Annotated in this window: 21 protein-coding genes; 8 read left to right on the top strand and 13 right to left on the bottom strand. The window is 68.9% G+C overall.

Annotated features, from left to right (window positions below):
• The 3 genes from MLGJGCBP_RS35085 to MLGJGCBP_RS35075 all read left to right on the top strand — a co-directional run.
• Positions 1-1,011 (top strand): cytochrome c oxidase subunit I (locus MLGJGCBP_RS35085; protein WP_201453294.1); only part of this gene is annotated, 1,011 nt, incomplete at its 5' end.
• A 44-nt stretch (positions 1,012-1,055) separates the two neighbouring features.
• Entirely contained in the window at positions 1,056-1,598 is a 543-nt protein-coding gene (locus MLGJGCBP_RS35080) for a hypothetical protein (RefSeq protein WP_007296026.1), read from the top strand.
• A 94-nt stretch (positions 1,599-1,692) separates the two neighbouring features.
• A complete protein-coding gene (locus MLGJGCBP_RS35075; protein WP_007296025.1) occupies positions 1,693-2,403 on the top strand; it encodes an Rv2732c family membrane protein in 711 nt (236 codons plus the stop codon).
• Positions 2,404-2,447: 44 nt separating this feature from the next.
• Here the strand turns inward: MLGJGCBP_RS35075 and MLGJGCBP_RS35070 are convergent, their stop codons facing one another.
• A complete protein-coding gene (locus MLGJGCBP_RS35070) occupies positions 2,448-4,754 on the bottom strand; it encodes an MMPL family transporter (RefSeq protein ID WP_231869106.1) in 2,307 nt (768 codons plus the stop codon).
• Positions 4,755-5,469: 715 nt separating this feature from the next.
• Between MLGJGCBP_RS35070 and MLGJGCBP_RS35065 the strand changes: the two genes are divergently transcribed.
• Positions 5,470-7,809 carry a SulP family inorganic anion transporter gene (locus MLGJGCBP_RS35065; protein ID WP_007296023.1) on the top strand — a complete coding sequence of 780 codons (2,340 nt, stop codon included), beginning with the start codon at positions 5,470-5,472 and terminating at the stop codon, positions 7,807-7,809.
• Between the two features lie 158 nt (positions 7,810-7,967).
• On the opposite strand, the gene MLGJGCBP_RS35060 is transcribed toward MLGJGCBP_RS35065, so the two are convergent.
• From MLGJGCBP_RS35060 to MLGJGCBP_RS35040, 5 genes are all read right to left on the bottom strand, one after another.
• The gene (locus tag MLGJGCBP_RS35060; RefSeq protein WP_007296022.1) at positions 7,968-9,149 is read right to left on the bottom strand and encodes a ZIP family metal transporter; all 1,182 of its coding nucleotides are present in this window, start codon (positions 9,147-9,149) and stop codon (positions 7,968-7,970) included.
• Complete coding sequence (locus MLGJGCBP_RS35055) at positions 9,149-10,198, bottom strand: multicopper oxidase domain-containing protein (protein ID WP_007296021.1); 1,050 nt, start codon at positions 10,196-10,198, stop codon at positions 9,149-9,151. The genes MLGJGCBP_RS35060 and MLGJGCBP_RS35055 overlap by 1 nt, the downstream gene beginning before the upstream one ends.
• Entirely contained in the window at positions 10,198-10,896 is a 699-nt protein-coding gene (locus MLGJGCBP_RS35050; RefSeq protein WP_148222650.1) for a metal-dependent transcriptional regulator, read from the bottom strand. Before MLGJGCBP_RS35050 ends, MLGJGCBP_RS35055 begins: the two co-directional genes overlap by 1 nt.
• 116 nt (positions 10,897-11,012) lie before the next feature.
• Positions 11,013-11,666: a vitamin K epoxide reductase family protein gene (locus tag MLGJGCBP_RS35045; protein ID WP_012686884.1), complete on the bottom strand. Its 654-nt coding sequence runs from the start codon at positions 11,664-11,666 to the stop codon at positions 11,013-11,015.
• Positions 11,663-12,334, bottom strand: coding sequence for a DsbA family protein (locus MLGJGCBP_RS35040; protein WP_007296018.1), 672 nt, complete (start codon positions 12,332-12,334; stop codon positions 11,663-11,665). The genes MLGJGCBP_RS35045 and MLGJGCBP_RS35040 overlap by 4 nt, the downstream gene beginning before the upstream one ends.
• A 149-nt stretch (positions 12,335-12,483) precedes the next feature.
• On the opposite strand from MLGJGCBP_RS35040, the gene MLGJGCBP_RS35035 reads away from it, so the two are divergent.
• Both MLGJGCBP_RS35035 and MLGJGCBP_RS35030 read left to right on the top strand, forming a co-directional pair.
• Complete coding sequence (locus tag MLGJGCBP_RS35035; RefSeq protein WP_007296017.1) at positions 12,484-13,032, top strand: copper resistance CopC family protein; 549 nt, start codon at positions 12,484-12,486, stop codon at positions 13,030-13,032.
• 45 nt (positions 13,033-13,077) lie between these two features.
• Positions 13,078-14,022 carry a cytochrome c oxidase assembly protein gene (locus MLGJGCBP_RS35030; RefSeq protein ID WP_007296016.1) on the top strand — a complete coding sequence of 315 codons (945 nt, stop codon included), beginning with the start codon at positions 13,078-13,080 and terminating at the stop codon, positions 14,020-14,022.
• Between the two features lie 68 nt (positions 14,023-14,090).
• On the opposite strand, the gene MLGJGCBP_RS35025 is transcribed toward MLGJGCBP_RS35030, so the two are convergent.
• From MLGJGCBP_RS35025 to MLGJGCBP_RS35005, 5 genes are read right to left on the bottom strand one after another with little or no spacing between them, the layout of a single operon-like run.
• A complete protein-coding gene (locus tag MLGJGCBP_RS35025; protein WP_007296015.1) occupies positions 14,091-14,840 on the bottom strand; it encodes a DUF305 domain-containing protein in 750 nt (249 codons plus the stop codon).
• Positions 14,833-15,630, bottom strand: coding sequence for a DUF3105 domain-containing protein (locus tag MLGJGCBP_RS35020; RefSeq protein WP_007296014.1), 798 nt, complete (start codon positions 15,628-15,630; stop codon positions 14,833-14,835). The genes MLGJGCBP_RS35025 and MLGJGCBP_RS35020 overlap by 8 nt, the downstream gene beginning before the upstream one ends.
• 54 nt (positions 15,631-15,684) lie before the next feature.
• Positions 15,685-16,503, bottom strand: coding sequence for a cytochrome c biogenesis CcdA family protein (locus MLGJGCBP_RS35015; protein ID WP_007296013.1), 819 nt, complete (start codon positions 16,501-16,503; stop codon positions 15,685-15,687).
• A complete protein-coding gene (locus MLGJGCBP_RS35010) occupies positions 16,500-17,117 on the bottom strand; it encodes a TlpA disulfide reductase family protein (RefSeq protein WP_007296012.1) in 618 nt (205 codons plus the stop codon). The genes MLGJGCBP_RS35015 and MLGJGCBP_RS35010 overlap by 4 nt, the downstream gene beginning before the upstream one ends.
• Positions 17,118-17,152: 35 nt before the next feature.
• Entirely contained in the window at positions 17,153-17,803 is a 651-nt protein-coding gene (locus tag MLGJGCBP_RS35005) for a TlpA family protein disulfide reductase (protein ID WP_007296011.1), read from the bottom strand.
• 167 nt (positions 17,804-17,970) lie between these two features.
• On the opposite strand from MLGJGCBP_RS35005, the gene MLGJGCBP_RS35000 reads away from it, so the two are divergent.
• Together MLGJGCBP_RS35000 and MLGJGCBP_RS52280 are read left to right on the top strand one after the other, a co-directional pair.
• Entirely contained in the window at positions 17,971-18,327 is a 357-nt protein-coding gene (locus tag MLGJGCBP_RS35000) for a DUF4229 domain-containing protein (RefSeq protein ID WP_007296010.1), read from the top strand.
• A gap of 357 nt (positions 18,328-18,684) precedes the next feature.
• Positions 18,685-19,068, top strand: coding sequence for a chromate transporter (locus MLGJGCBP_RS52280; RefSeq protein WP_236581543.1), 384 nt, complete (start codon positions 18,685-18,687; stop codon positions 19,066-19,068).
• Positions 19,069-19,140: 72 nt separating this feature from the next.
• Here the strand turns inward: MLGJGCBP_RS52280 and MLGJGCBP_RS34990 are convergent, their stop codons facing one another.
• Together MLGJGCBP_RS34990 and MLGJGCBP_RS34985 are read right to left on the bottom strand one after the other, a co-directional pair.
• A complete protein-coding gene (locus MLGJGCBP_RS34990; RefSeq protein ID WP_007296008.1) occupies positions 19,141-19,518 on the bottom strand; it encodes an ArsR/SmtB family transcription factor in 378 nt (125 codons plus the stop codon).
• Between the two features lie 4 nt (positions 19,519-19,522).
• Positions 19,523-20,767, bottom strand: a complete 1,245-nt coding sequence (locus MLGJGCBP_RS34985; protein WP_007296007.1) for an MFS transporter — start codon at positions 20,765-20,767, stop codon at positions 19,523-19,525.
• Positions 20,768-20,890: the final 123 nt, after the last annotated feature.

Below are 20,890 nucleotides of genomic sequence, written 5' to 3'. Positions count from 1 at the left end.
TGGTTCTTCGGTCACCCCGAGGTGTACATCATCGCGCTGCCGTTCTTCGGCATCGTCTCGGAGATCTTCCCGGTCTTTTCCCGCAAGCCGATCTTCGGGTACACCGGCCTGATCTACGCCACCCTGGCGATCGCGGCCCTGTCCATCGCGGTGTGGGCGCACCACATGTACGCCACCGGCGCCGTGCTGCTCCCGTACTTCTCGTTCATGACGTTCCTGATCGCCGTCCCGACCGGGGTGAAGATCTTCAACTGGATCGGCACCATCTGGAAGGGGCACCTGACGTTCGAGTCGCCGATGCTGTTCTCGATCGGCTTTTTGGTCACCTTCCTCTTCGGCGGCCTGTCCGGTGTGCTGCTCGCCAGCCCGCCGATCGACTTCCAGGTCACCGACAGCTACTTCGTCGTCGCGCACTTCCACTACGTGGTCTTCGGCACCGTCGTGTTCGCCACGTATGCCGGCATCTACTTCTGGTTCCCGAAGATGACCGGACGCATGATGGACGAGCGGCTGGGCAAGTGGCACTTCTGGACGACGTTCATCGGTTTCCACGGCACGTTCCTCGTCCAGCACTGGCTGGGTAACGAAGGTATGCCCCGCCGGTACGCCGACTACCTGCCCTCGGACGGCTTCACGTTCCTGAACTCGTTTTCGACGATCTTCGCGTTCGTCCTCGGTGCGTCGACGCTGCCGTTCGTCTGGAACGTCTTCAAGAGCTACCGGTACGGCGAGGTCGTGACCGTCGACGACCCGTGGGGCTTCGGCAACTCGCTCGAGTGGGCCACCAGCTGCCCGCCGCCGCGGCACAACTTCACCGAGCTGCCGCGCATCCGCTCCGAGCGTCCCGCGTTCGAGCTGCACTACCCGCACATGATCGCCCGCATGCACGCCGAGGCGCACGTCGGACCCGGCCACGGCGGAAAGCACGCCAGCGCCGTGCTCGAGCAAGAACGCCACGCCCCGCTCACCGACGACGCCACCGGTGGCGTCCGCGGCGACCAGGCCCGGTAGGCATCTCGCCGCCGACCACGATTTTTCCCGATCGGAACGCAACCATGACAACACACGCGATACCGCTGCTCACCGTCCCGGCCACGCACGCAGCCACCGCCACCCTGGCGGACTGGCTGATCCGCAGCTTGGCCCCGACCGTCCTCGACGGTGCGGGCATGGTCGAGGACGCCGACGACCTGTGCGCACTGGCACCGATCACCGTCCGGCACCTGGCCCGCCCCCGCAGGCTGCGGAGCCATGAGCGGCAACTGCACCAGATCACCGCCACGATGGAGGAACGGCTTCAGCGGCAGCCACCGCACCCGCCGGCGGCGGTCTTCGCCGACCCGGCCGTCCGGCCGATCCCCGACGAAATCCTCGATATCGCAGCCCACATCGGGGGCACGATCGCCGATGTCGGTAGCCCCGCGGCCGCGCTGGCGAACCGGGCGCTGCACCTCGGGGCGGTCGTGGTCGATGCCGGACTCGGCGCCACCGCACCGGAGCACCTGCGCACACAGGTGACCGAGTCGTACCGCTCGCTGCTGACCTACCTCTGGCACACCGATCCCGACCTGCAGATTCATCTGACGACACCCCGATGACCGCCCCGGTGGGTGCCCGACCGGCACGGGCCGGCCATGACCCCTCACCGGTCATCCGGTTCCGACTCGCACCGCCGATGACAGGACACCGATCATGAGCGACCCCGACGACACTGACCACACCCCCGCGGAGCGGCAACCCGCGGAAGACCCACCGGCGCAGCGCACCTCGTCCTCCTCCGCGCAGACCCCGGGCGAACCCGGTCCGGCCGACGACCGGTCCGCTGCCGACACAGCCCGCCGAGCCGAGCACGATGCGGCCGCCGCGGAACGCAAGATTGCCTCGGCGATCGATCCCGGGGTGCGCGCGATGGCCGTCGCGGTCGGGGTGCTGGTGCTGTTGTTCTCCTTCACCCTCGCGCACACCGGCACCGCGAACGGCTGGGAGGTGCTGGTCAGCGCCGACGACGCCGGGGCCGAAGCCGTGGCCCTCCCGTCCCGCGTCTTCCTCACCCTCGCCGTGGTCTTCGGCGCGGTGATGTCCATGCTCGCCCTGATCACCCGCCTGTGGGTGCTGGCGTGGCTGGCGTTGGCCGGCTGCGCGTTGGCGAGCGTGTTCGGCATGCTCGCGGTGTGGTCCCGTCAGACCGTCTCACCCAATCTTGCGGTCGCCGGCGTCGGTCCCGGCCTGCTCCTGGGCTGGGCGACGGTGATCGTGCTGACGTTCCACTGGCTCAAGGTGGTGTGGGGACGCACCGTCGCCCAGATGGACGCCGAGCACGAACGACGCCGCCGGGCCGCCGACGCCGAGCAGTACGGCGACGGCAACACCGGCCCCGGCGGATTCACACCGAAACTGAAATGAGGATGCGCGGCGCATCGCCCGCCGAACGAGCGCGGGGCCGGCGGCTATCTCGGCGACGATGATGGGCGCGGTTCGGATGCCGCGCTCTCCTCGAGCCGAAGGTCCGGCCGGACACGGCCACCGCGACGGTGCCGGGTGCGGGGAAACCACCAATTCCGCGCGCCGAACAGCCGCATCAGCGCGGGAACCAGAACCAACCGGACGATGACCGCGTCGATGGCCACCGCCACCGCGAGTGCGAGACCGAGCTGCTTGAGCTCCAACACCTCCGCCGTGACGAAGCTCCCGAACACCACCACCATGATGGCGGCCGCGGCGGTGATCGGGCGGGCGGTGTGCGTGATGCCGGCGGCGACCGCGTACTGATTGTCGTGGCTCGAATCCCAGTACTCCCGCATCCGGCCGATCAGGAAGACCTCGTAGTCCATCGACAGCCCGAACAGGATGACGAACACGACCGTGGGCAGATAGACCTGCAGGAAGCCGGTGCTGGTGAAGTCGAGCAGCGACTCGCCGATGCCCCATTGGAAGACGGCCACGGTAATCCCCAGGGCCGCCCCGGTGGCCAGGAGGTTCATCACGATCGCCTTCACCGGCAGTACCAGGCTACGAAACGCCGCCAGCAGAAAAACCAGCGACGAGCCCAGGACCAAGGTGATGACCAGCGGAAGTTTGGCGGTCATTTCGTCGGAGATGTCGATGAATTCGGCGGTGCTGCCCCCGATCAGCACCACCGGTCCGCCGCCGCGCGCTACCTCGGCCGCTTCCGCGCGGAGGTCGCGCACCAGTTCGCCGGCGGCCATGGAATCGAACGGCACCCCGGGGATGGCCGAGATGAGCAGCCGCCCCTGGCTTTCCTGGGCGGGCAGGACCGCATCGACGCGGCCGTCGCGGGCGATGCGGTCGACGAGCTGATCGACTCGGGTGATGTCCTGCGCGGTCAACGGGGTATCGCCGGGGCCGGTGGCGATCATCTCGAGCGGGGACAGCGAGCCCGCCGGGAAATTCGCGGTCAATGCCGCCGCCGCGCGGCCCGAGGGTGCGGTATCGAGGGCGGAGGTCCCCATGTCCAGGCCGTACCGGATCCCGAACAGCGGTATCGCGGCGAAAACCAGGACACCGACGGCCAGAGATCCGAACAGCACGGGACGGGCCATCATCGCGTACGCCCACCGTGCCCACCGGCCCGGCTTTCCCGGATCGACGGGGGCGGCCTCGGCCGGCCGCATCCACTTCGGCAGTGCGCCGCGGCCTACCGCCGGACCGAGTGTGGCCAGCAGCGCCGGCAGCAGCGTCAGGCTGACGATCAGCGTGCTGACCACGGCGGTCGCGACCGCGAGGGCGATCCCTCGAAAGACCGGAGCCGCCATCACGATCAGCGAACACAGCGAGATCATCACGATCAGTCCCGAGGCGATGATCGTCCTTCCGGCGGTCATCAGGGACCGTCCGACGGCATCGGCGATCAGTGCCCGGCCGTCCCGGCCGGTCACCCCGGCCCGGGTCAGCTCCTCGCGGAAGCGGCTGACGATGAACATGGCGTAGTCGATCCCGATGCCGATCCCGATCATCGTCGCCATCGAGACGACCAGCGGATCGAACGCGGTGACCGTCGTCATCGCGAACATGCTCCCGACCGCGACCAGCAACCCGGCCACGGCGACGCAGATCGGGACGATCGCAGCCACGAGGGCGCCGAGCGCCAGCACGAGAAGTGCCAGCGCCACGGGAATTCCGATCGTCTCGGCGCGTTGCACGTCGGCGTTCTGGATCTCGGTCACATCGTTCTGGACCGGTGAGTAGCCGGTGAGCGCCGCGTCGATGTCTGCGGTGCCGGTGGCCGCAATCGCCTCCTGCAGTTCCCTGGCCACCACCGCCCGCCGGGCCATGTCCCCGTCCAACCCGACCACGGCGATCGCCACCCGCCGATCCACCGAGATCTGCGCCCCGTCTCCGGCATACGGGCCGAGGACACTGCGCACCCCCGACATCTGCTGTGCCACTGCGACGGTACGGGTGACCGCCGCCCTGAACTCCGGATCGTCGGCGGTCCGGGTTCGGGATTGGAAGACGATGACGTCCTGCTCCACCCCGATCTGCGGGAAATGTTCGGTGAGCAACCGGTCCACTTCGGCCGACTCGGACTCCTCCACACTGAAGTCCGGTGTGCCGAGCCGGGACTCGAGCATCGGGTAGGCGGCCGCGCAGAGCACGAGCAGCGCAACCCACGCCCCGAGCACCAGTCGCCGCCGCCGCGCCACCGCGACCCCCCACGCATAGATCACCGGGCGGCGTTCGCCCTGTCCCGGAGCCGGGGCGAACCCCTCCACAGATGATGCATGTATGCGCATATCGCTATGTTTCCTCGCGGGTGCGGGAAAAAGCAACCCCCGGGGCAGGAAAATGTGGTGCGGGTGCGCCGCCCCGATCCCGCAACCGCGCGGCGGCGCGGCGTTGTTCACTGGTGGACCCGGATCTCGACGGGAGTCGAAAGATTCAGCGTCGCACCGTAGTAGGTAGGTGCGCGCAGCGCCGGGGCTTCGGCGCTGCGCGCGGATGTGCGCCGTCGCCGCGTCGTGCGTTCGACGGGCGTGGGGGAGCGTCGCGCAACGCTAAGTACTATGGTGAATAGTACTTGGGGCAACGTCGCCCCGCCGTGGCCGGACGCAGCGCCGCGTCCGGACTTCGTCCGCGTGCCGGGCGCCGCCGCGTATCGATGCGCCCCGCGGGCGCACTGTCGCTCGGCCTCGGCGCGCAGCCATGGGCGATCGGAACACCCCGCGCCGGGCCGCCGTACCTGCGCGTCCGCAATCTAATTACGTTGTCTAACAACATCTTTCGTTGATGTGATGCTCGCCGCACTTCGTCTCGGATCTCAGGATGTTCTAAGCCTGCGTCCGTAGCGTCGGCGACCGCAGATCCCTCGGCCCTCCGGGGTGAGCAGAGCAAGACGCCAGCGGTGTCAGTTCGGCACGCTCTCACCGACGTCTTGGTCTCAACCGGAAGGCACACCGTGCACGACGACAGCGCCCGGCAGCTCGAGACCGGGGTGAAGGAGAAAGCCGTATGCCGCCGACCACGACCACACAGAGCGACGATCCACCCACCGCCGCGGACGACTCCGCGAAGCCGGCCCCCTGGCTCCCACGGGTGCTCCGACACGACCTGCCGGCCTCGCTGGTGGTGTTCCTCGTCGCCCTGCCGCTGTCGATCGGCATCGCCATCGCCTCCGGGGCGCCGATCATGGCCGGGCTGATCGCCGCGGTGGTCGGCGGTGTCGTCGCGGGCCTCCTCGGTGGGGCACCCCTGCAGGTCAGCGGACCGGCGGCGGGCCTGACCGTGGTCGTCGCCGAACTGGTCGGCACCTTCGGGTGGAAGGTGACCTGCGCGATCACCGTCGCAGCCGGGGTGCTGCAGATCCTCTTCGGCCTGAGCCGGGTGGCCCGCGCCGCCCTGGCAATCTCCCCGATGGTCGTGCACGCCATGCTGGCGGGAATCGGCATCACCATCGCCCTGCAGCAGGTCCACGTCCTGCTCGGCGGCAGCTCGCAGAGTTCGGCGTTCGAGAACCTCACCGCACTGCCCACCCAGATCGGCACCGCTCACCTCGACGACGTCGTCGTCGGGGCACTGGTGATCGCGATTCTGTTGTCCTGGAAGTACGTGCCCGCCGCCGTGCGACGGGTACCCGGCCCCCTGGTGGCGGTGGTCGCCGCGACCGCGCTGTCGCTGGTGTTCCCGCTCGACGTCGAACGCATCGTCCTCGACGGGTCGCTGTTCGACGCGATCGCCCTGCCCGCCCTGCCCGACGGGCAATGGCTCGGTGTCGCCACCGGAGTGCTCACCGTGGCGTTGATCGCCAGCGTCGAAAGCCTGCTCTCGGCCGTCTCGGTGGACAAGATGCACACCGGTCCGCGTGCGGACCTGAACCGGGAACTGCTCGGTCAGGGGGCCGCGAACATCACCTCCGGTGTCCTCGGCGGCCTGCCGGTCACCGGGGTCATCGTCCGCAGCGCCACCAACGTCAACGCCGGGGCCCGCACCCGGGCCTCGGCGACGTTGCACGGGGTCTGGGTGCTGGTGTTCTCCGCCCTGCTCGCCGGTCTCGTCCAGCAGATCCCGAATTCGGTTCTGGCGGGTTTGCTGATCGTGATCGGTATCCAGCTCATCAAGCTCGCACACCTGCGGATCGCCCACCGCACCGGTGATCTGTGGGTGTACGGCGTCACCGCCGCCGCGGTGGTGTTCCTCAACCTCCTCGAGGGTGTGCTGATCGGGCTTGCCCTGGCGGTCGCCCTCGTCGTGTGGCGGGTGGTCCGCGCCTCCATCCACGCCGAACCGGTGGGCACCCCGCAGTCACGTCAGTGGCGGGTGGTCGTGGAAGGCTCGTGCAGCTTCCTGGCCCTGCCCCGCCTGACCAGCGTGCTCGCCTCGGTGCCCCCGGACAGTCACGTCACCATCGAACTGACCGTCGACTTCCTCGACCACGCCGCATACGAGGTGATCGAGGAATGGTCCCGCCAGCACGAGAGCAACGGCGGCACAGTGCTGATCGACGAACGGGGAACCGCGGAAATGGCGGCGGCCGCCGCCGGACCCCCGACACGCACCACCGACGGCACCGCCCAACTCAGCCGGCGCGGCGGCTTCGCCCCCTGGCGGGTCTGGCAGAAATTCCACCTCCACCACACCCCGGACGGTCAGACGAAGCAACCGGGTCCACGGGCACTCCGGTCGGTGCTGGCCGGGATCTCCGACTACCACCGCACCCACGCTCCCCACCTGCGCCCGCACATGGACGACCTGCACGACGGGCAGAACCCCGACGCCCTGTTCTTGACCTGCTCGGATTCGCGGATCGTCCCGAACATCATCACCAGCAGCGGCCCCGGCGACCTGTTCACCGTCCGCAACATCGGCAACCTGGTCCCGGCCGGGGAGCGCGACGACTCTGTCGAGGCGGCGCTGGCCTTCGCGCTCGACGAACTGGGGGTCAGCTCCGTGCTGGTGTGCGGCCACTCCGGGTGTGGCGCCATGAAAGCCCTGCTGGCCGACCAGGATCAGCCGCACCCGCGGTCCGGCGACGGCCTCGCCGTGGGGCGGTGGCTCGAGCACGCTCAGCCCAGTAAGAGGGCGTACCTGGCCGGGCACCCGGTCGCCCGCGCCGCCGCCGAGTCGGGGTTCGGTGCCCTCGACCAACTTGCCATGGTCAATGTCGCTCTGCAGCTGCAAACCCTGCAACGGCATCCGCTGATCGGCGCGGCGATGTCGGAGGGCCGGGTCCACATCGCGGGCCTGTTCTTCGACATTCCCACCGCGCGGGTACTGGCGGTCTCGACCAGCACGATCGACGAACTCGACCCCGACAGCGCCGCGGCGGCGTCGCTGTCGGCCCCGCTGGGTTAACCCGGGGGCCCAGCCGGTCGGGGAAAGCGAATCTGGGGGAGGCCCGCGGCGCGAGCCGCGGGCCTCCCCTTTCAAGACGGGGTGGTGCGGCGTCATCCGGCGGCACCTGCACCTCACCGCCGGCACGCTGCGTCGTCTACCGTGCGTCGACCCGGTCGTCAGGCGACCACGAGGAGTCCGGTGACATACATCGTGAGCAGCCCGGCGGTGATCCCGCCGATGGTGCCGGGGCTGAGTACTCGTCCCGCACGGTCGCGCAGGGCGGGGGCGATCTGGAGGATGACCTGCGCGATCGCCCCGACACCGATGCCCAGGAGCAACGCCGACAGCTCGGCGTTGTTCACGCTGGCGCCGATGAGCGCACCGACAATGGCCGGTGTCCCGGCGAGTAGCCCCAGACCGAGGAGGTGCAGCACTGGCGGGCGCCGTTGGGTCAGCGGGGTCACGACCGCCAGCCCCTCGGTGGTGTTCTGGATGGTGAATCCCACCACCAGGGTCGCCCCCAGGGCGAGCTCGCCGACAGCGTAGGCGGCGCCGATCGCCAACCCCTCACCGAGATTGTGCAGTCCGATCCCGAGGGCGATCATGAACGCCAGACGGATCCCGCTCGATCCCCGCGTGTCGCTGACGGCGCGGCGGGACCCGAGATAGCGGTCCAGTGCGGTCAACCCGAGGAACGCGAGTACCGCACCGAGGACCAGGAGGGCGGGGCCGCCGAAGGCGCCGCCACCGCGTTCGGAGAGTTCGACCCCCTCGAGGGTGGCGTCGACTGCGAGGAATGCCAGCAACCCGACCGTGAGCCCCAGCAGGACACGTATCCCACCGGGTCCGATCCTGCGCAGGACCGGCAGGAACAGCATTCCCAGCACGACGGGGATGATTCCGACGTAGGTCCCGATCAACGCCATCAGTGCGAAGAACCCGGCATCGGCCTGCGGGGTGGTCACCGCAGCCGGGATCTCGTGTTCGATCACCAGGCCGGTCGAGGTCAGGAACGAGAGCAGATACGGCTGCCCGTCCTGCCACGGGTAGTCGAGCCGCAGGACCTCCGAGTCCAGGTGCCCGATCGGCTGCTCCCCACCGGTCAGATCCACGTAGGAGTCGTTGACGAACACCTGCGCGACCTGGACCGGATCGGGTCCGGTGTTGCGGACGGTGACCTCGATGGAGCCCGGGACCAGTTCGGTGTGTTCCACCGCGAGCTGCTCGATCGGCGGCCCGGCCCGCTCGGGCAGGGTCCGGCCACCGACCATGGCGAGCAGGAGAAGGGCGGCACCGATGAGCAGGGCCGCACCGACCGCGGAGATCCAGGTCCGTTTGCGCTCGACCGAGGTGCCCATCAGTCGGTCACCTCGAAGAACCCCATCCAGCCGAGTTCGGCGAATTCGGTCTTGTGGGCGTGGAACATGAACCGGCCGGTGTACGGGAACCGCAGTTCGCAGATGCCGCGCTGACCCTGCGCCTGCATGACGGTGTCGGTGTACTCGGACGGCTGCAGGCGGGTGCCGGTCGGGTAGTAGTCGAAGAAGTTCCCGTGCAGGTGGAAGGTGTTGATCGGGTCGTATTCGAGGGCGTTGACCAGGTAGATCCGCACCAACTCGTTGCGCCGCACCCGGATCGGTTCGTGCATGTAGTGGAACGGGATCCCGTTGACGGCGTAGAGCTGATTGCCCTCCCCATCGAAGGTGGTGTTGTAACCGTGCATGACCATGACCATTTCGTCCGCCGGCGGGCGCGGGGTGGGCGGATCGACGATGAACGTGCCGTACAGGCCGCGGGCGATGTGCTCGGCGAGCGGTCCGACATGGCAGTGATACAGATGCAACCCGAACGGTTGCGCGTCGAACTCGTAGGTGAAGCTACCGCCGGAGGGAATGACACCCGGGCCGATGTCGGGGACCCCGTCCATCTCGGCTCGGTGGATGCTGTGAAAGTGCATCGTGTGCGGGTGCATGGAGGCGTTGATGAACGTCACCCGCAGCAGATCCCCCTCCTGGCAGCGCAACGTCGGCCCCGGGATGCGCCCGTTGAACGTCCACGCCGGATACCGGACCCCGGGCGCGATTTCCACGTCGACGTCGGCGGCGGCGATATCCCACTCGCGCAGTACCCGCCCGTCCGGCAGGAGGGAGACCCGGCCGTAGTCGAAGTCGCGCAGAACCTCGGTGGGATCGAAACCGTTCGCGTCATGGTCGACGATCGCGCCCTTGCGGAACGTCGGGCCGCTGACCCCGCCGCCGTGGCCGCCGGCATGCGCGCCGCCGGAATGCGCCTCCTCGGTGCCCGGCGAGGGGGAGGCCGCCGACACCCCCCGGACTCCGAGCGCTGCCGCACCGGCGGTGCCGAGCAGGGCGGAGCCCAGCAAGAACTGTCGTCGCGATTCGGCCATCACGCTGCCCTGCCGTAAATGAGGCCGCCGACCGCGGCCGCCAGCTCATGCGGGTGGCCCTCGATGTCCACGCACACCTCCCCGCCCTGGGGGGATGCTTCTGCCCGGGCGATGACGCGGCCCGGGTAGACGCCCAGGCCCGCGAGCAGTCGCAGCCCATCGATGTCCCGGTCCACGACCCGTTCGACCGTGAAATCTCGGCACGGGACCGCAGCCCGGAGACTCTCCGGCCACGCCTCGACATAGTCGCCGGTCGCCGGCGGAATCGGGTTGCCGTACGGATCGCGGGTCGGGTTGCCCAGTGCGGCGGTCAGCCGGGAGGCGAGCCGCGGGCTGATGGCGTGCTCGAGCACATCCGCCTCGGCACCGATCTCGGACCAGGACATGCCCAGGAATTCGGCGAGGAACACCTTCGCCAACCGATTCCGGCGAACAACGTCCACCGCGTGCCGCCCTCCGTGCGCCGTGAGGGTGACCCGATGGAGTCCGGGCCGTGCGATCAGACCGGCCCCGGCCAGCCGCCGGTGCATCCCGGACACGGTCGGGGTGGCCAGATGAAGGCACCGGGCAAGCGCCGACGTGGAGGTCGTGTCGCCCCGGGCAGACAGGCAGAAGAGGGTTCGCAGATAGTCCTCAACCACCGGGGTGAGCAGGGATCCGCAGCACTGCGAGGGTGCGCGCATCAAAGAGTTAGGCATGGCCACACCTAAAAGTTAGCTCACCCGAACATTCGGATCAAGAGATCGAATTCGGCACAGGGGCGGGGCAGGTGCGCAGCCGCACGAGCGGTCGACCGGGAACGATCCGGGGGAGATCAGACGAGCGTGCGCCAATACACCCAGAACGCCTCGGCGATCAGGGCCGCGATGATCAGCACCCAGACGGTCAACACCGCGGTGTGGTTGCGGGCGGCGAACGCCATCCATCGGCGCAGCCGCCGACCGGGGCTGCGCGTCTGGGCGCCGGTGTGCAGCAGGACGTACCACAGCGAGACCACCACGGCGACCCACACCAACATGCAGTACGGGCACAGCGCCCCGATGCGATAGAGGCTCTGGAAGATCAGCCAATGCACGAACACCGCCGCCCCGATCAGTCCGGCCGCCAGGCCGAGCCAATACCACCGGGGGAGCCTCACGCCGCCGAGAGTCACGACCCCGGTGGTCAGGGCCACGGTGAAGCCGATGATCCCCAGCAGGGGATTGGGGAACCCGAACGCCTCGGCCTGCGGGGAGCTCATGACGGAACCGCAACTGATGACCGGGTTGATGCTGCACGAGGGCCGGTAGGTGGGGTCGGCGAGCAGGCTGAACTTCTCGATCGTCAACACCAATGAGGCGGTCAACCCCAGCGCCCCGGCCACCACGAGCACCCAGCCCACCACGCGCGAGCCCGTGAACGGGACCGCTGACCGGGGAGCCGGCGGGTCGATGTATCCAGAAGAGGCAGCGGAAGCCGGCGCCCTCATTCGGCCAGGGCGGCGTCGATCCGGGCGCGCAGGTCCTCGTAGCTGGGCATCGGCGGCAACGCGGTGCCGCCCAGGAACAGGGTCGGGGTGCCCTGCACCCCGAGTTCGATCCCCTCGTTGAAGTCCTGATCGACCCGTTCGGCGAGCGCGGGATTGCCCAGGTCACTGTCGAAGCGGCCCATGTCCAGGCCGAGGTCCTGCGCGAAGGACCGGAACAGCGGCTCCTGCGAGCGCCCCGATTCTCCCCACTGGGTCTGGGTCTCGTACATGCGCTGATACATCGCCTCGAACTTCCCCTGCCGGGACGCGGCTTCGACGACGCGGGCGGCGAGGTTGCTGTTGGTGTGACTGGGAATCGGGAAGTACCGCACCCCGACGGTGATGCGGCCCGAGTACTCGGCGCGGATCCGCTCCATCGTGGGATACATCGCCAGGCAGGATTCGCATTCGAAATCGAGGAACTCCACCAGCACGACCTTGCGGTCCGGCGAGGACGTGAGCAGGTGAGTGTTCTCCCGCAGCACCGCGGCGGGATCCACCGTCCGGCCGGCCGCACCCGACGCCGCGGACCCGGATCCGGACCGGTTGACGTACAACAACATCCCGATCACCACCGCGAACACCGCCACCAACGCCGCCGAGAACTTCAGGTTGGTCGACAGCTTCATATACCCGTCCATTCCAGAGTCGAATTGTGCAGACCACCGGTCGAACGGCCGCCCCTACTACTATGCAGCATAGTAGTAGCGCGTATCGTGGCCGCGGAGAAGCCACAGCCCGGCCACCGCGGTCAGGGCACTCTAGGAGGTACAGGCCCATGCGGCGCGTGATCACCCTGTTGGCAGTGACCGCCACTGCGTTGCTGTTGGGAATGGGCTCGGCCCAGGCTCACAGCGAGTTGATCAGTTCATCTCCGGCCGCCGATTCGGTTCTCGACTTCGGTCCCCCCGGTGTGGAGTTGGTGTTCAACCAGAACATTCAGAACCAATTCGTGAATGTGTCGGTGACGGCGCCGGACGGGACGCAGGTCGGCCAGGGCGAACCCTCCGTCCAGGGCGCGCAGGTATTGCTTCCGATCCGGGACGGGGTCGGGTCGGGCCAGTACACCGTCGGATACCGGGTGATCTCCGAGGACGGTCACCCCATCACCGGGACCTACTCGTTCACCCTCGCACTGCCCGCTCCACCGGTAGAGCAGACAGGCGCCGCCTCCGCCGCACCGGCGCCGGCGCCGGTGGCAGCCGACACCGAGCAGTCGGGGGGCGGTTCGTCGCTGGTATTGCCGATCCTCGGCGGTGTGGTGGCTCTGCTGTTCGTCGCCGGCATCGTGATCGTGCTGCGCGGTGAGCGCCGCAAGCGGGACTGAACACCACCAGGGCCCGGCGCAGCGAGATCGGAGTAGCCGCACGTGATGACGGCGATGGACTGGGTGCAGCTTCCCGGCGCACCCCCCTCGCTCGGCGCGATGCTGTCCTGGAACCCGCAACCGCTGCCGCTGCTGCCGGCGCTCGGTGTCGCACTCGCCGCCTGGTACTGCTGGGCGGTGCGCCGGGTGCACCGGACCGGCCGAGTGTGGCCGTGGCCGCGCACGGCCAGCTTCCTCGGCGGCGCCCTGCTGCTGATCCTGGTCACCGGCCTCGGCATCGAGGGATACGGGTTCGAGCTGTTCAGCGTGTGGATGTTCCAGCACCTGACCTTGTCGATGGCGGTGCCGCCGCTGCTCGTGCTCGGCTGCCCCGGGACACTGTTGCTGCGCTCGACCCCGCACACCGGGTGGGGGAATCCGGTGTTGCGCGCCGCGCTCGGTGCCCTGCGCAGCCGCGCCGCTCGCCTCCTGCTCCACCCCTCGGTCACCATCCCGCTGTTCCTGTTCAGCTACTACGGCATCTACCTGTCCCCGGTGTTCGACACCCTCGCCACCTCGTGGGCCGGTCACACCGGACTCGAGGTGTTCTTCCTCGCCACCGGGGTGCTGTTCATCGTCCCGGTGCTCTCCTCGGGACCGTTGCCGGTCAAACAGAGCAACCTGGGAAAGTGCTTCGACCTGTTCGTCGAGATGCCCCTGCACGTCTTCATCGGGGTGATCTTGATGATGGCCACCTCACCGCTGCTGTCGACCTTCACCGACCCACCGGCCTCCTGGGGCATCGACGTCATGAGCGACCAGCAACTGGCCGGGGCGCTGGCCTGGTCCTACGGCGAACCGGTCGCCCTGATCGTGGTCGTGATCTTCGCGATGCGCTGGAACCGCGACGAAGACCGCTCCAACGCGGCCGTGGACGAGCGGAACAGCCGCGGCGGGGACAGCGAACTCGCCGCCTACAACGAATTCCTCAAGACCCTGCCCCGCCGGTGAGGGCTGGCCCGGCCGGGGTGCACCGACATCGGAACCGCCCCCGAACCCGGACCGGCGCACCCCTTTCGCTAGTTCATCGTCAGCGCCGTCGCGCCCTTCGCGGCGAGTAGTTGCTCGATGGCGGTCGACTCGGCCTGCTGGGTGGCCACCATCTGACCCGCCAGCGCGGACACCGGCGGCACCGCGGCGTTGTCCGCCGCATACTGCGCCATCGGGATACCGCCCTTGTGGTGACGCAGGAGCAGCTGCAGGTAACGGGCGTCGAACGCCGACCCGGTGGTCCTGCGGAGGTCGGCGAGCTCGCCGGTGGTCGCCATCCCCGGCATCGGGGGCGAGGACGAATCCGCTGTGGCGGTGCCGCTTTCCATGCCCGGCATCGAATGGTGCGCCGAGCCGGCGGCGCTGTCGGTGGGCATCCACTGCATCGGCTCCCCGGACCCCAACGGAGGACGATCCCACAGGCTCAGCCACCCCTGCATGGTGCCGAGCTGACTCTGCTGGGTGGTGAGCACGTCATAGGCGAGGGAGCGCACCGCCGGATCGGCGGCATTCGCCAATGCCATCGCGGACATCTCCACCGCCTGACCGTGATGGACGGACATGTCCTGGGCGAACCCGACATCCACCGAGTCGCCGGCCGGCGCCCCCGGCTGGTCGCCGTCGAGCCATCTCTGCGCCCAGGCCCCGAGAAGGACACCCACCAGGACGGCGATGATCGCTCCGAGCGCCACCGCGGACCTCGAGGCGCTGCGGCGCCGCGCAGCGTCATCGACCATCGCGGGGTCGGGTGCGGCGGCGGCGGGAGAGGTGTTAGCCATTGCCTCCTCCGGTGGGTGCGGTCGGTGTCGACGTCGGCGACCCGTCCGAGGGGGCGGTCGCCGCCTGGTCGTCGGTGGCCGGGACCGCGTCCGGGCCCGGTGCGGAGGGGTCGAACGGCGGCGGGTTGGGCGGGTTGGCCGGGTCGAACCCGCCGGGCACGGTCGAGCAACTCGCACCGGCTTCGGGGTAGGTGTTCGGGTTCTGGCTCAGCGCGGTGACGAACTGGGTGATCCGCCGATCGTCGGCACCGTCGAGTTTGAGTTGGTGGCCCCATGATTGGAGGGCGATCGCCGCATCGAGGCCGGGATACGGGGACATCAGGGTGTACGGCCGACCGTCGATCTTCGCGGCGAGGGCGGTGACGTCGTCGGCGCCGAGCCGATCAGGGTTGTAGGCCACCCACACCGCGCCGTGTTCGAGGGAATGCACCGCATTTTCGGTACGGATGGGTTCGGGATAGACGATGCCGGTACAAGTGGCCCAGTACTGGTCGTGCGCACCACCGACGGGAGGACTCTGGTCGTACGCCACGCGCTGCGGGGCCTGAATGTGACTGCCGGCCGTATACTCGATCTCGGTCACCCCGGCGATGTCCGTGGCCGGGTCGGGGTTGTCCGCGCTCGGCGCGTACCGCTGGGCTTCGGCCCGCTCGACCGCCCTGGGCACCATGTTGTAGGCGATGATCCCGATCAGCCCGACGATGATCACGACGGCGCCGATCATCAACCAGGGAATGCGCCGGGTGCCCGGGATGCCCCCCGGCCTGGCCTTGTTGCGGTTGTTGGTCATCTCAACGGACCCGTTCCTTCACTCTCGTACCGCCGGGCCCGGTGCCCGGGACGGTCATATCGGCAGCACTACCGAGGTGACGAACTCGTTGCGCAGCCATCCGACGAACAACTCCCAGGCGCCGCTGAGCAACGCCGTCCCCACCACGATCAACATGACCCCGCCGACGATCTGAATGGTCCGGGAATGCCGACGCAGCCACCCGATCCCGTGCAACGTCTTCGCGGAACCGAAACCCAATGCAATGAACGGCAATCCGAGACCGAGACAGTAGGCGACGATCAACGCCACCCCGCGGGCGGCGGTGGCGCCCTCGGTGCCGGCCGCGACCGACAGCACACCGGCCAGGGTGGGGCCCAGGCACGGGGTCCAGCCCAATCCGAACACCCCGCCGAGCAGCGGTGCACCGGCGAGGGAGGAGATCCGGCGCGGGGTGAACCGGGTGTCTTTCTGCAGGGCGGGGATGAAACCGAGGAAGACCAACCCCATGACGATGGTGATCGCCCCGCCGACCCGCTGGAGCAGCTCCTGGTTGAGCCGTAGGGCACCGATCACACCGAAGACCGAGGCGGTGGCCAGGACGAAGACCACCGTGAAGCCGGTGACGAACAACGCTGCTGCCCCCGCCACCCGCCACCGATCCGAGCCGGCGGCACAGTCACCGCTTGGGGTGACTGCCGGTGTTTCGGCGCCGGAGACACCGGCGAGGTAGGACAGGTATCCCGGCACCAACGGCACTACACACGGGGAGGCGAACGACACCAGACCGGCGAGCACGCAGGCCCCGAGCGCGAGCAACAGCGGCCCGGTGGCGGCGGCGTTCTGGAAACTCACCCCGACCCCCTGCGCCAGCACTATCCCGTGCGCGGTCACGGCTGCGCCGCCAGACGTTCGATAACCGGCAGCAGGTCCTCTGCCAGCAAGGCCCGCAGGAAGACCGCGGCAACGCGGTGCTGGCGATCGAGGACCAGCGTGGAGGGGATGACACTGGTGGGATAGCTTCCGCCCAAGGCGATCAGGGTACGCATCGGCGGGTCGTAGATCGACGGATACGACATCCGATTGTCGATGACGAAGTCCTGCGCCTTGTCGCGCTGCGGATCGCGCACGTTGATCCCCAGGAACTGCACACCGAGATCCTTCGTGGCCTCATACGCCTGTTCGAGGTCGTCAGCCTCGGACCGGCACGGCGCGCACCACTGACCCCAGAGGTTGATCACGACCACCTGCCCGGCGTAGTCCGACAGCGACACGGCCCGGCCATCGGCCATCAGGTCAGGCCCGGAAAGCGGACCGACCTTCCCCCGGCTCTCCGGTGGGTCGTAGAGGATGTCCGTCTGCCCACCCGGCGCAACGAAGTCGAAGGTGCCGCCCTGGGCGACCGCATCGGACCCGGACGCACACCCGGCGGCCCCGAGAACCGCTGCCATGCCGACAGCGAGCACCGCGAGCAACCGGGCCCGCCAACCCCGGTGCGACCACCACATCGGTCGCCGACCGATCGTTAGGCAGTATCGAGTGGTCATCGGATCAACTCACCAACCGCGGACCGGACCTCGGCCGGGTCCGCGAACACGGACGGGGTGACGATCCGATCGACCGAACCATCCCGTTGCACAACGAAACTCAGCGGCAGCACCGGCGGCGCCGCCAAGGCCTGCATCGCCGCCTCGGCTCCGCCGAACGAGGGATAGTGGGCGTCGAGTTCGGTCAACAGCTTCAGGGCCGCCACCGGATCGTCCTGAACGTTGATCCCCGCGACAGGGAGCGAGTCAGGCTGATTCGCATAGGACTCGAGCACGGGGATTTGCTCGCGGCACGGGCCGCACCAGGACGCCCACATGTTGACCACTGTCGGTGCACCGCTCAGTGCGGCACCGAGATCGACCGCCTGCGCCGCCCCCAGGCACCGCGCCGACACCCCACTGAGCACCATGCCCACAGGCTGGGACGGCAGCGGTGTCGGGCACGGCCGCAGCTCGGCCTCGGCCGCCACCCGGGACAGCTCGGCGGCACCCTGGGGCGCACCGGCGCCGGCGACCGAAACAGCGCCGGCACCAGCGGTAACGCGTGCCTCCGGTACGTCGGACTCCTCCGATCGAGGCCAGATCGCCGCGATCAGCGCCACGACCGCGGCCAGGAAAAAGACCAGCCATCGACTCCCAGTTCGCACCGGCGTCCCTTCATGCGTGTAGCGATCGGTCGAGAGCCCACACCCTCAACTACTATTGTGCATAGTAGTTAGCATGGTTCGTCCGCCACCCCACCCTCACGGGGAAGCGACTGCGCCGCAGGTAACCGACCGCACGAGACAACTGCGCGGGCGAAAGAAGGAAACTCATGACGCCGTCACCCCCGGCCGGACACCGTCCGGCGAACGCCGCCCTCGCCACCCCGGCGCCCGGCGGACCCGAATCGGGGTCCCATCCGCCGACCGATACCTCGGTCACGCGGTTGATCCGGCTCGTGTTGCTCTACACCGCGGCACGATTGACGGTGATCGCCGCGCTGGTGGCGCTGCTGATCGGAGTCGACCGGGCCTTCGATCTCGGGCTCCCGCTGATGCTGTCGTCGATGGGCGTGCTGCTGGCCGGTGTCGCCATCTCCGCGGTGGCGTTCCGGTCGCTGCGCCGCCGGATCAATCAGGACGTCAACACGATCGACGACCGGCGGCGCCGCGCCCGCGATCAGCGCTGAACCCCCTGCACGCCGACGCCCCCGCCTGCGGCGGGCGATCATCGTCCTCGGTGTCGGGGTGATCGCCTGGGGCATCCCGAAGGTCGCCGTGGTCGTGTTCACCGGCCGGAACAGTGTGATCACCGAACAGGGCCTGTTCTTCTCCGGCACTGCGCTGGTCACTTTCGGTGGCGCCTACGAATCCTCGCCTTCGTCGCCCAGAAAGCGGTGGAAACCTGCGGCTGGCTCAGCCCCGGCGAGATGGTCCGCGGCTCGGTCTGGCCGAGACCACACCCGGTCCGCTGATCATGGTGGTGCAGTTCGTCGCGTTCCTCGGTGCCTACCGCACACCCGGGCGATCTTCGACCCGTGGGTGGCGTGGCGGCCACCATCGGTGCCCTGCTGACCACCTGGGTGACGTTCGTGCCGTGTTTCGTGTTCATCTTCCTCGGCGCCACTACGTCGAGCGGCTCCGCCACACACCCGACATCCGCACTCAGCGGCATCACGAGCACCTTCGGAATGTCGACGTGGTCCGCGGCCGTGGTCGGGGTGATCGCGAACCTGGCGTTTTGCTTCGCCGTGCACGCCCTCTTCGACGCCTCCCTGCGGCACGGGGGTCGATCCACCTTGCTGGTGCCCGACCCGGACACGATCCGGCCGGTCGTCGCGGTGATCGCGGCGGCGGCCGGGGTGATGATCTATCGCGCTGGTGCTGGTCGGCGGCTACCCGCGGCGCGCCGCGAGGACACCGATCGATAGGACCCGCCGCGACCACACGCTCGTCTGGAGGCAGGATCGTGAAGAAACCGGTGACGGAATCCGGGACTAGGTCTAGGCGTGTGGGGGTTCGCCGGTGACGACGTGGTCGGCGTGGTTGATGCCCTCGAGGATCAGCCGGGATAGGTGGCCGTCGTGGATGCGGTAGATCACCCGCCGGCCCTCCTTGCGGGTGTCGACCAGTCCGGTGAACCGCAGTTTCGCCAGGTGCTGGCTGACCGCGGTCCGCGAGCCCCCGGTCTGCTCGATCAGCGCGGTCACATCGGCCTCACCGCGGGTGAGGATCCACAGGATGTGCAGCCGGGTGGGGTCGGCGAGCATCCGGAAGGTTTCGGTGGCGGTGTCGAGGCGCTCCTGATCCGGTTCGACCGGGTGACTCAGGCTCGCCGCCGGGGCCACCGCCGGGGCCGCTGCCTCGGTCATCGGGTCCATCGCATTACCGCCTTCCCGCCACCACCGCCTCGACGAGCGGCTCGGTCCGTGCCGGCCAGGCCCGTGCGGCGGCCAGTCCTGCGAGTGTAGCGAGCACGGTCAACGTGAGGGCCGCGGCGACCTGCCCGACCTGCGCGCCCACCCACCCGGCGAGCGGGTAGGTGAGGATGAAACAGGCGTGCGAGAGCGAGAACTGGGCGGTGAACACCGCGCTGCGGTTCTGCTCGTCGGATTCGTAGCGCAGCAGCCGCGCCGACGGGGTGTTGATCATCGACGTCCCGGCACCGAGCACGATCCAGATCCCGGCCAGCAGCCCCCACCCCACCGACGGGGTGGGGGCGGCGAAGAGCATCAGCGCGGCCGCCGCCAGCCCGACCGGCAGGATCGCGCACCCGGTGAGCATCAGCCGGCGATCCTCGAGGGCCATCAGCAGCCGCGGCAGCGCCAATGCCACCAGCATCGACCCGCCGCCGAAGCAGCCCAGCGCCACCGCGACCCCGGTGTTCGACCCGCCGAGCAGATCCCGGACGTACACCACGGTGTTGACCACCACCAGGGCGGTCGCGGCGGCGACGACCATGTTCATCGCCAGCAACCCCCGCAGCACCGGGCGGCCCACCATCACCCGCGCCCCGAGGGTGATGCGGTGAAGCAGCGGCACCGACCGGTCCGCCGGGACGGGCCGCGGCAACACCGTCCTCATCACCAGCAACGCCGAACCCACGAACCCGGCGACGGTGCCGAGGAACAGGAAGTTGTAGCTGATCAGTGTCAGCAGTGCCGCCGCGAGGATTGGGCTGAGCAGGGACTCGAGGTCGTAGGCCAGCCGGGACAGCGACAATGCCCTCGTGTAGTCCGCCTCCTGGACCAGCACCGCCGGAATCAGCGACTGGAACGCCGGGGTGAACGTCGCCGACGCCGCCTGCAACACGAAGATCAGCACGTAGATCTGCCAGGTCTGATCCACCAGCGGCAGCGCCGCCGCGATGGCCGCCCGGATGACGTCCGCCCCCACCAGCAACACCTTCCGCGGCACCCGATCGGCGAGCGCCGAGATCACCGGGGCCACCGCGACATAGGCGACCATCTTGATCGCCAACGCGGTCCCGAGCACCGCCCCGGCATCGGCGCCGGCCAGATCGTAGGCCAACAGGCCCAGGGCCACGGTCAGCAGACCCGTCCCCACCAGGGCCACGATCTGCGCGGCGAACAACCGGCCGAACGTGCGATGACGCAACACCTCGAGCACCCCAGGACCTCCAGACCTCTTCACAACGGTTACCGACTCGACCATAATCCTATATGTGCGCACTTGCGCAACCATGTGAGGTTTACGGGTCGGCTGAGGGAGAGGAACGTTCCGGGTAAGAAC

Source organism: Rhodococcus sp. T7 (assembly GCF_009872365.1).
Lineage (GTDB): Bacteria > Actinomycetota > Actinomycetes > Mycobacteriales > Mycobacteriaceae > Rhodococcus_F.
The sequence above is the reverse complement of the archived record's forward strand: the minus strand, read 5'-3'. Positions and strand labels throughout refer to the sequence as shown.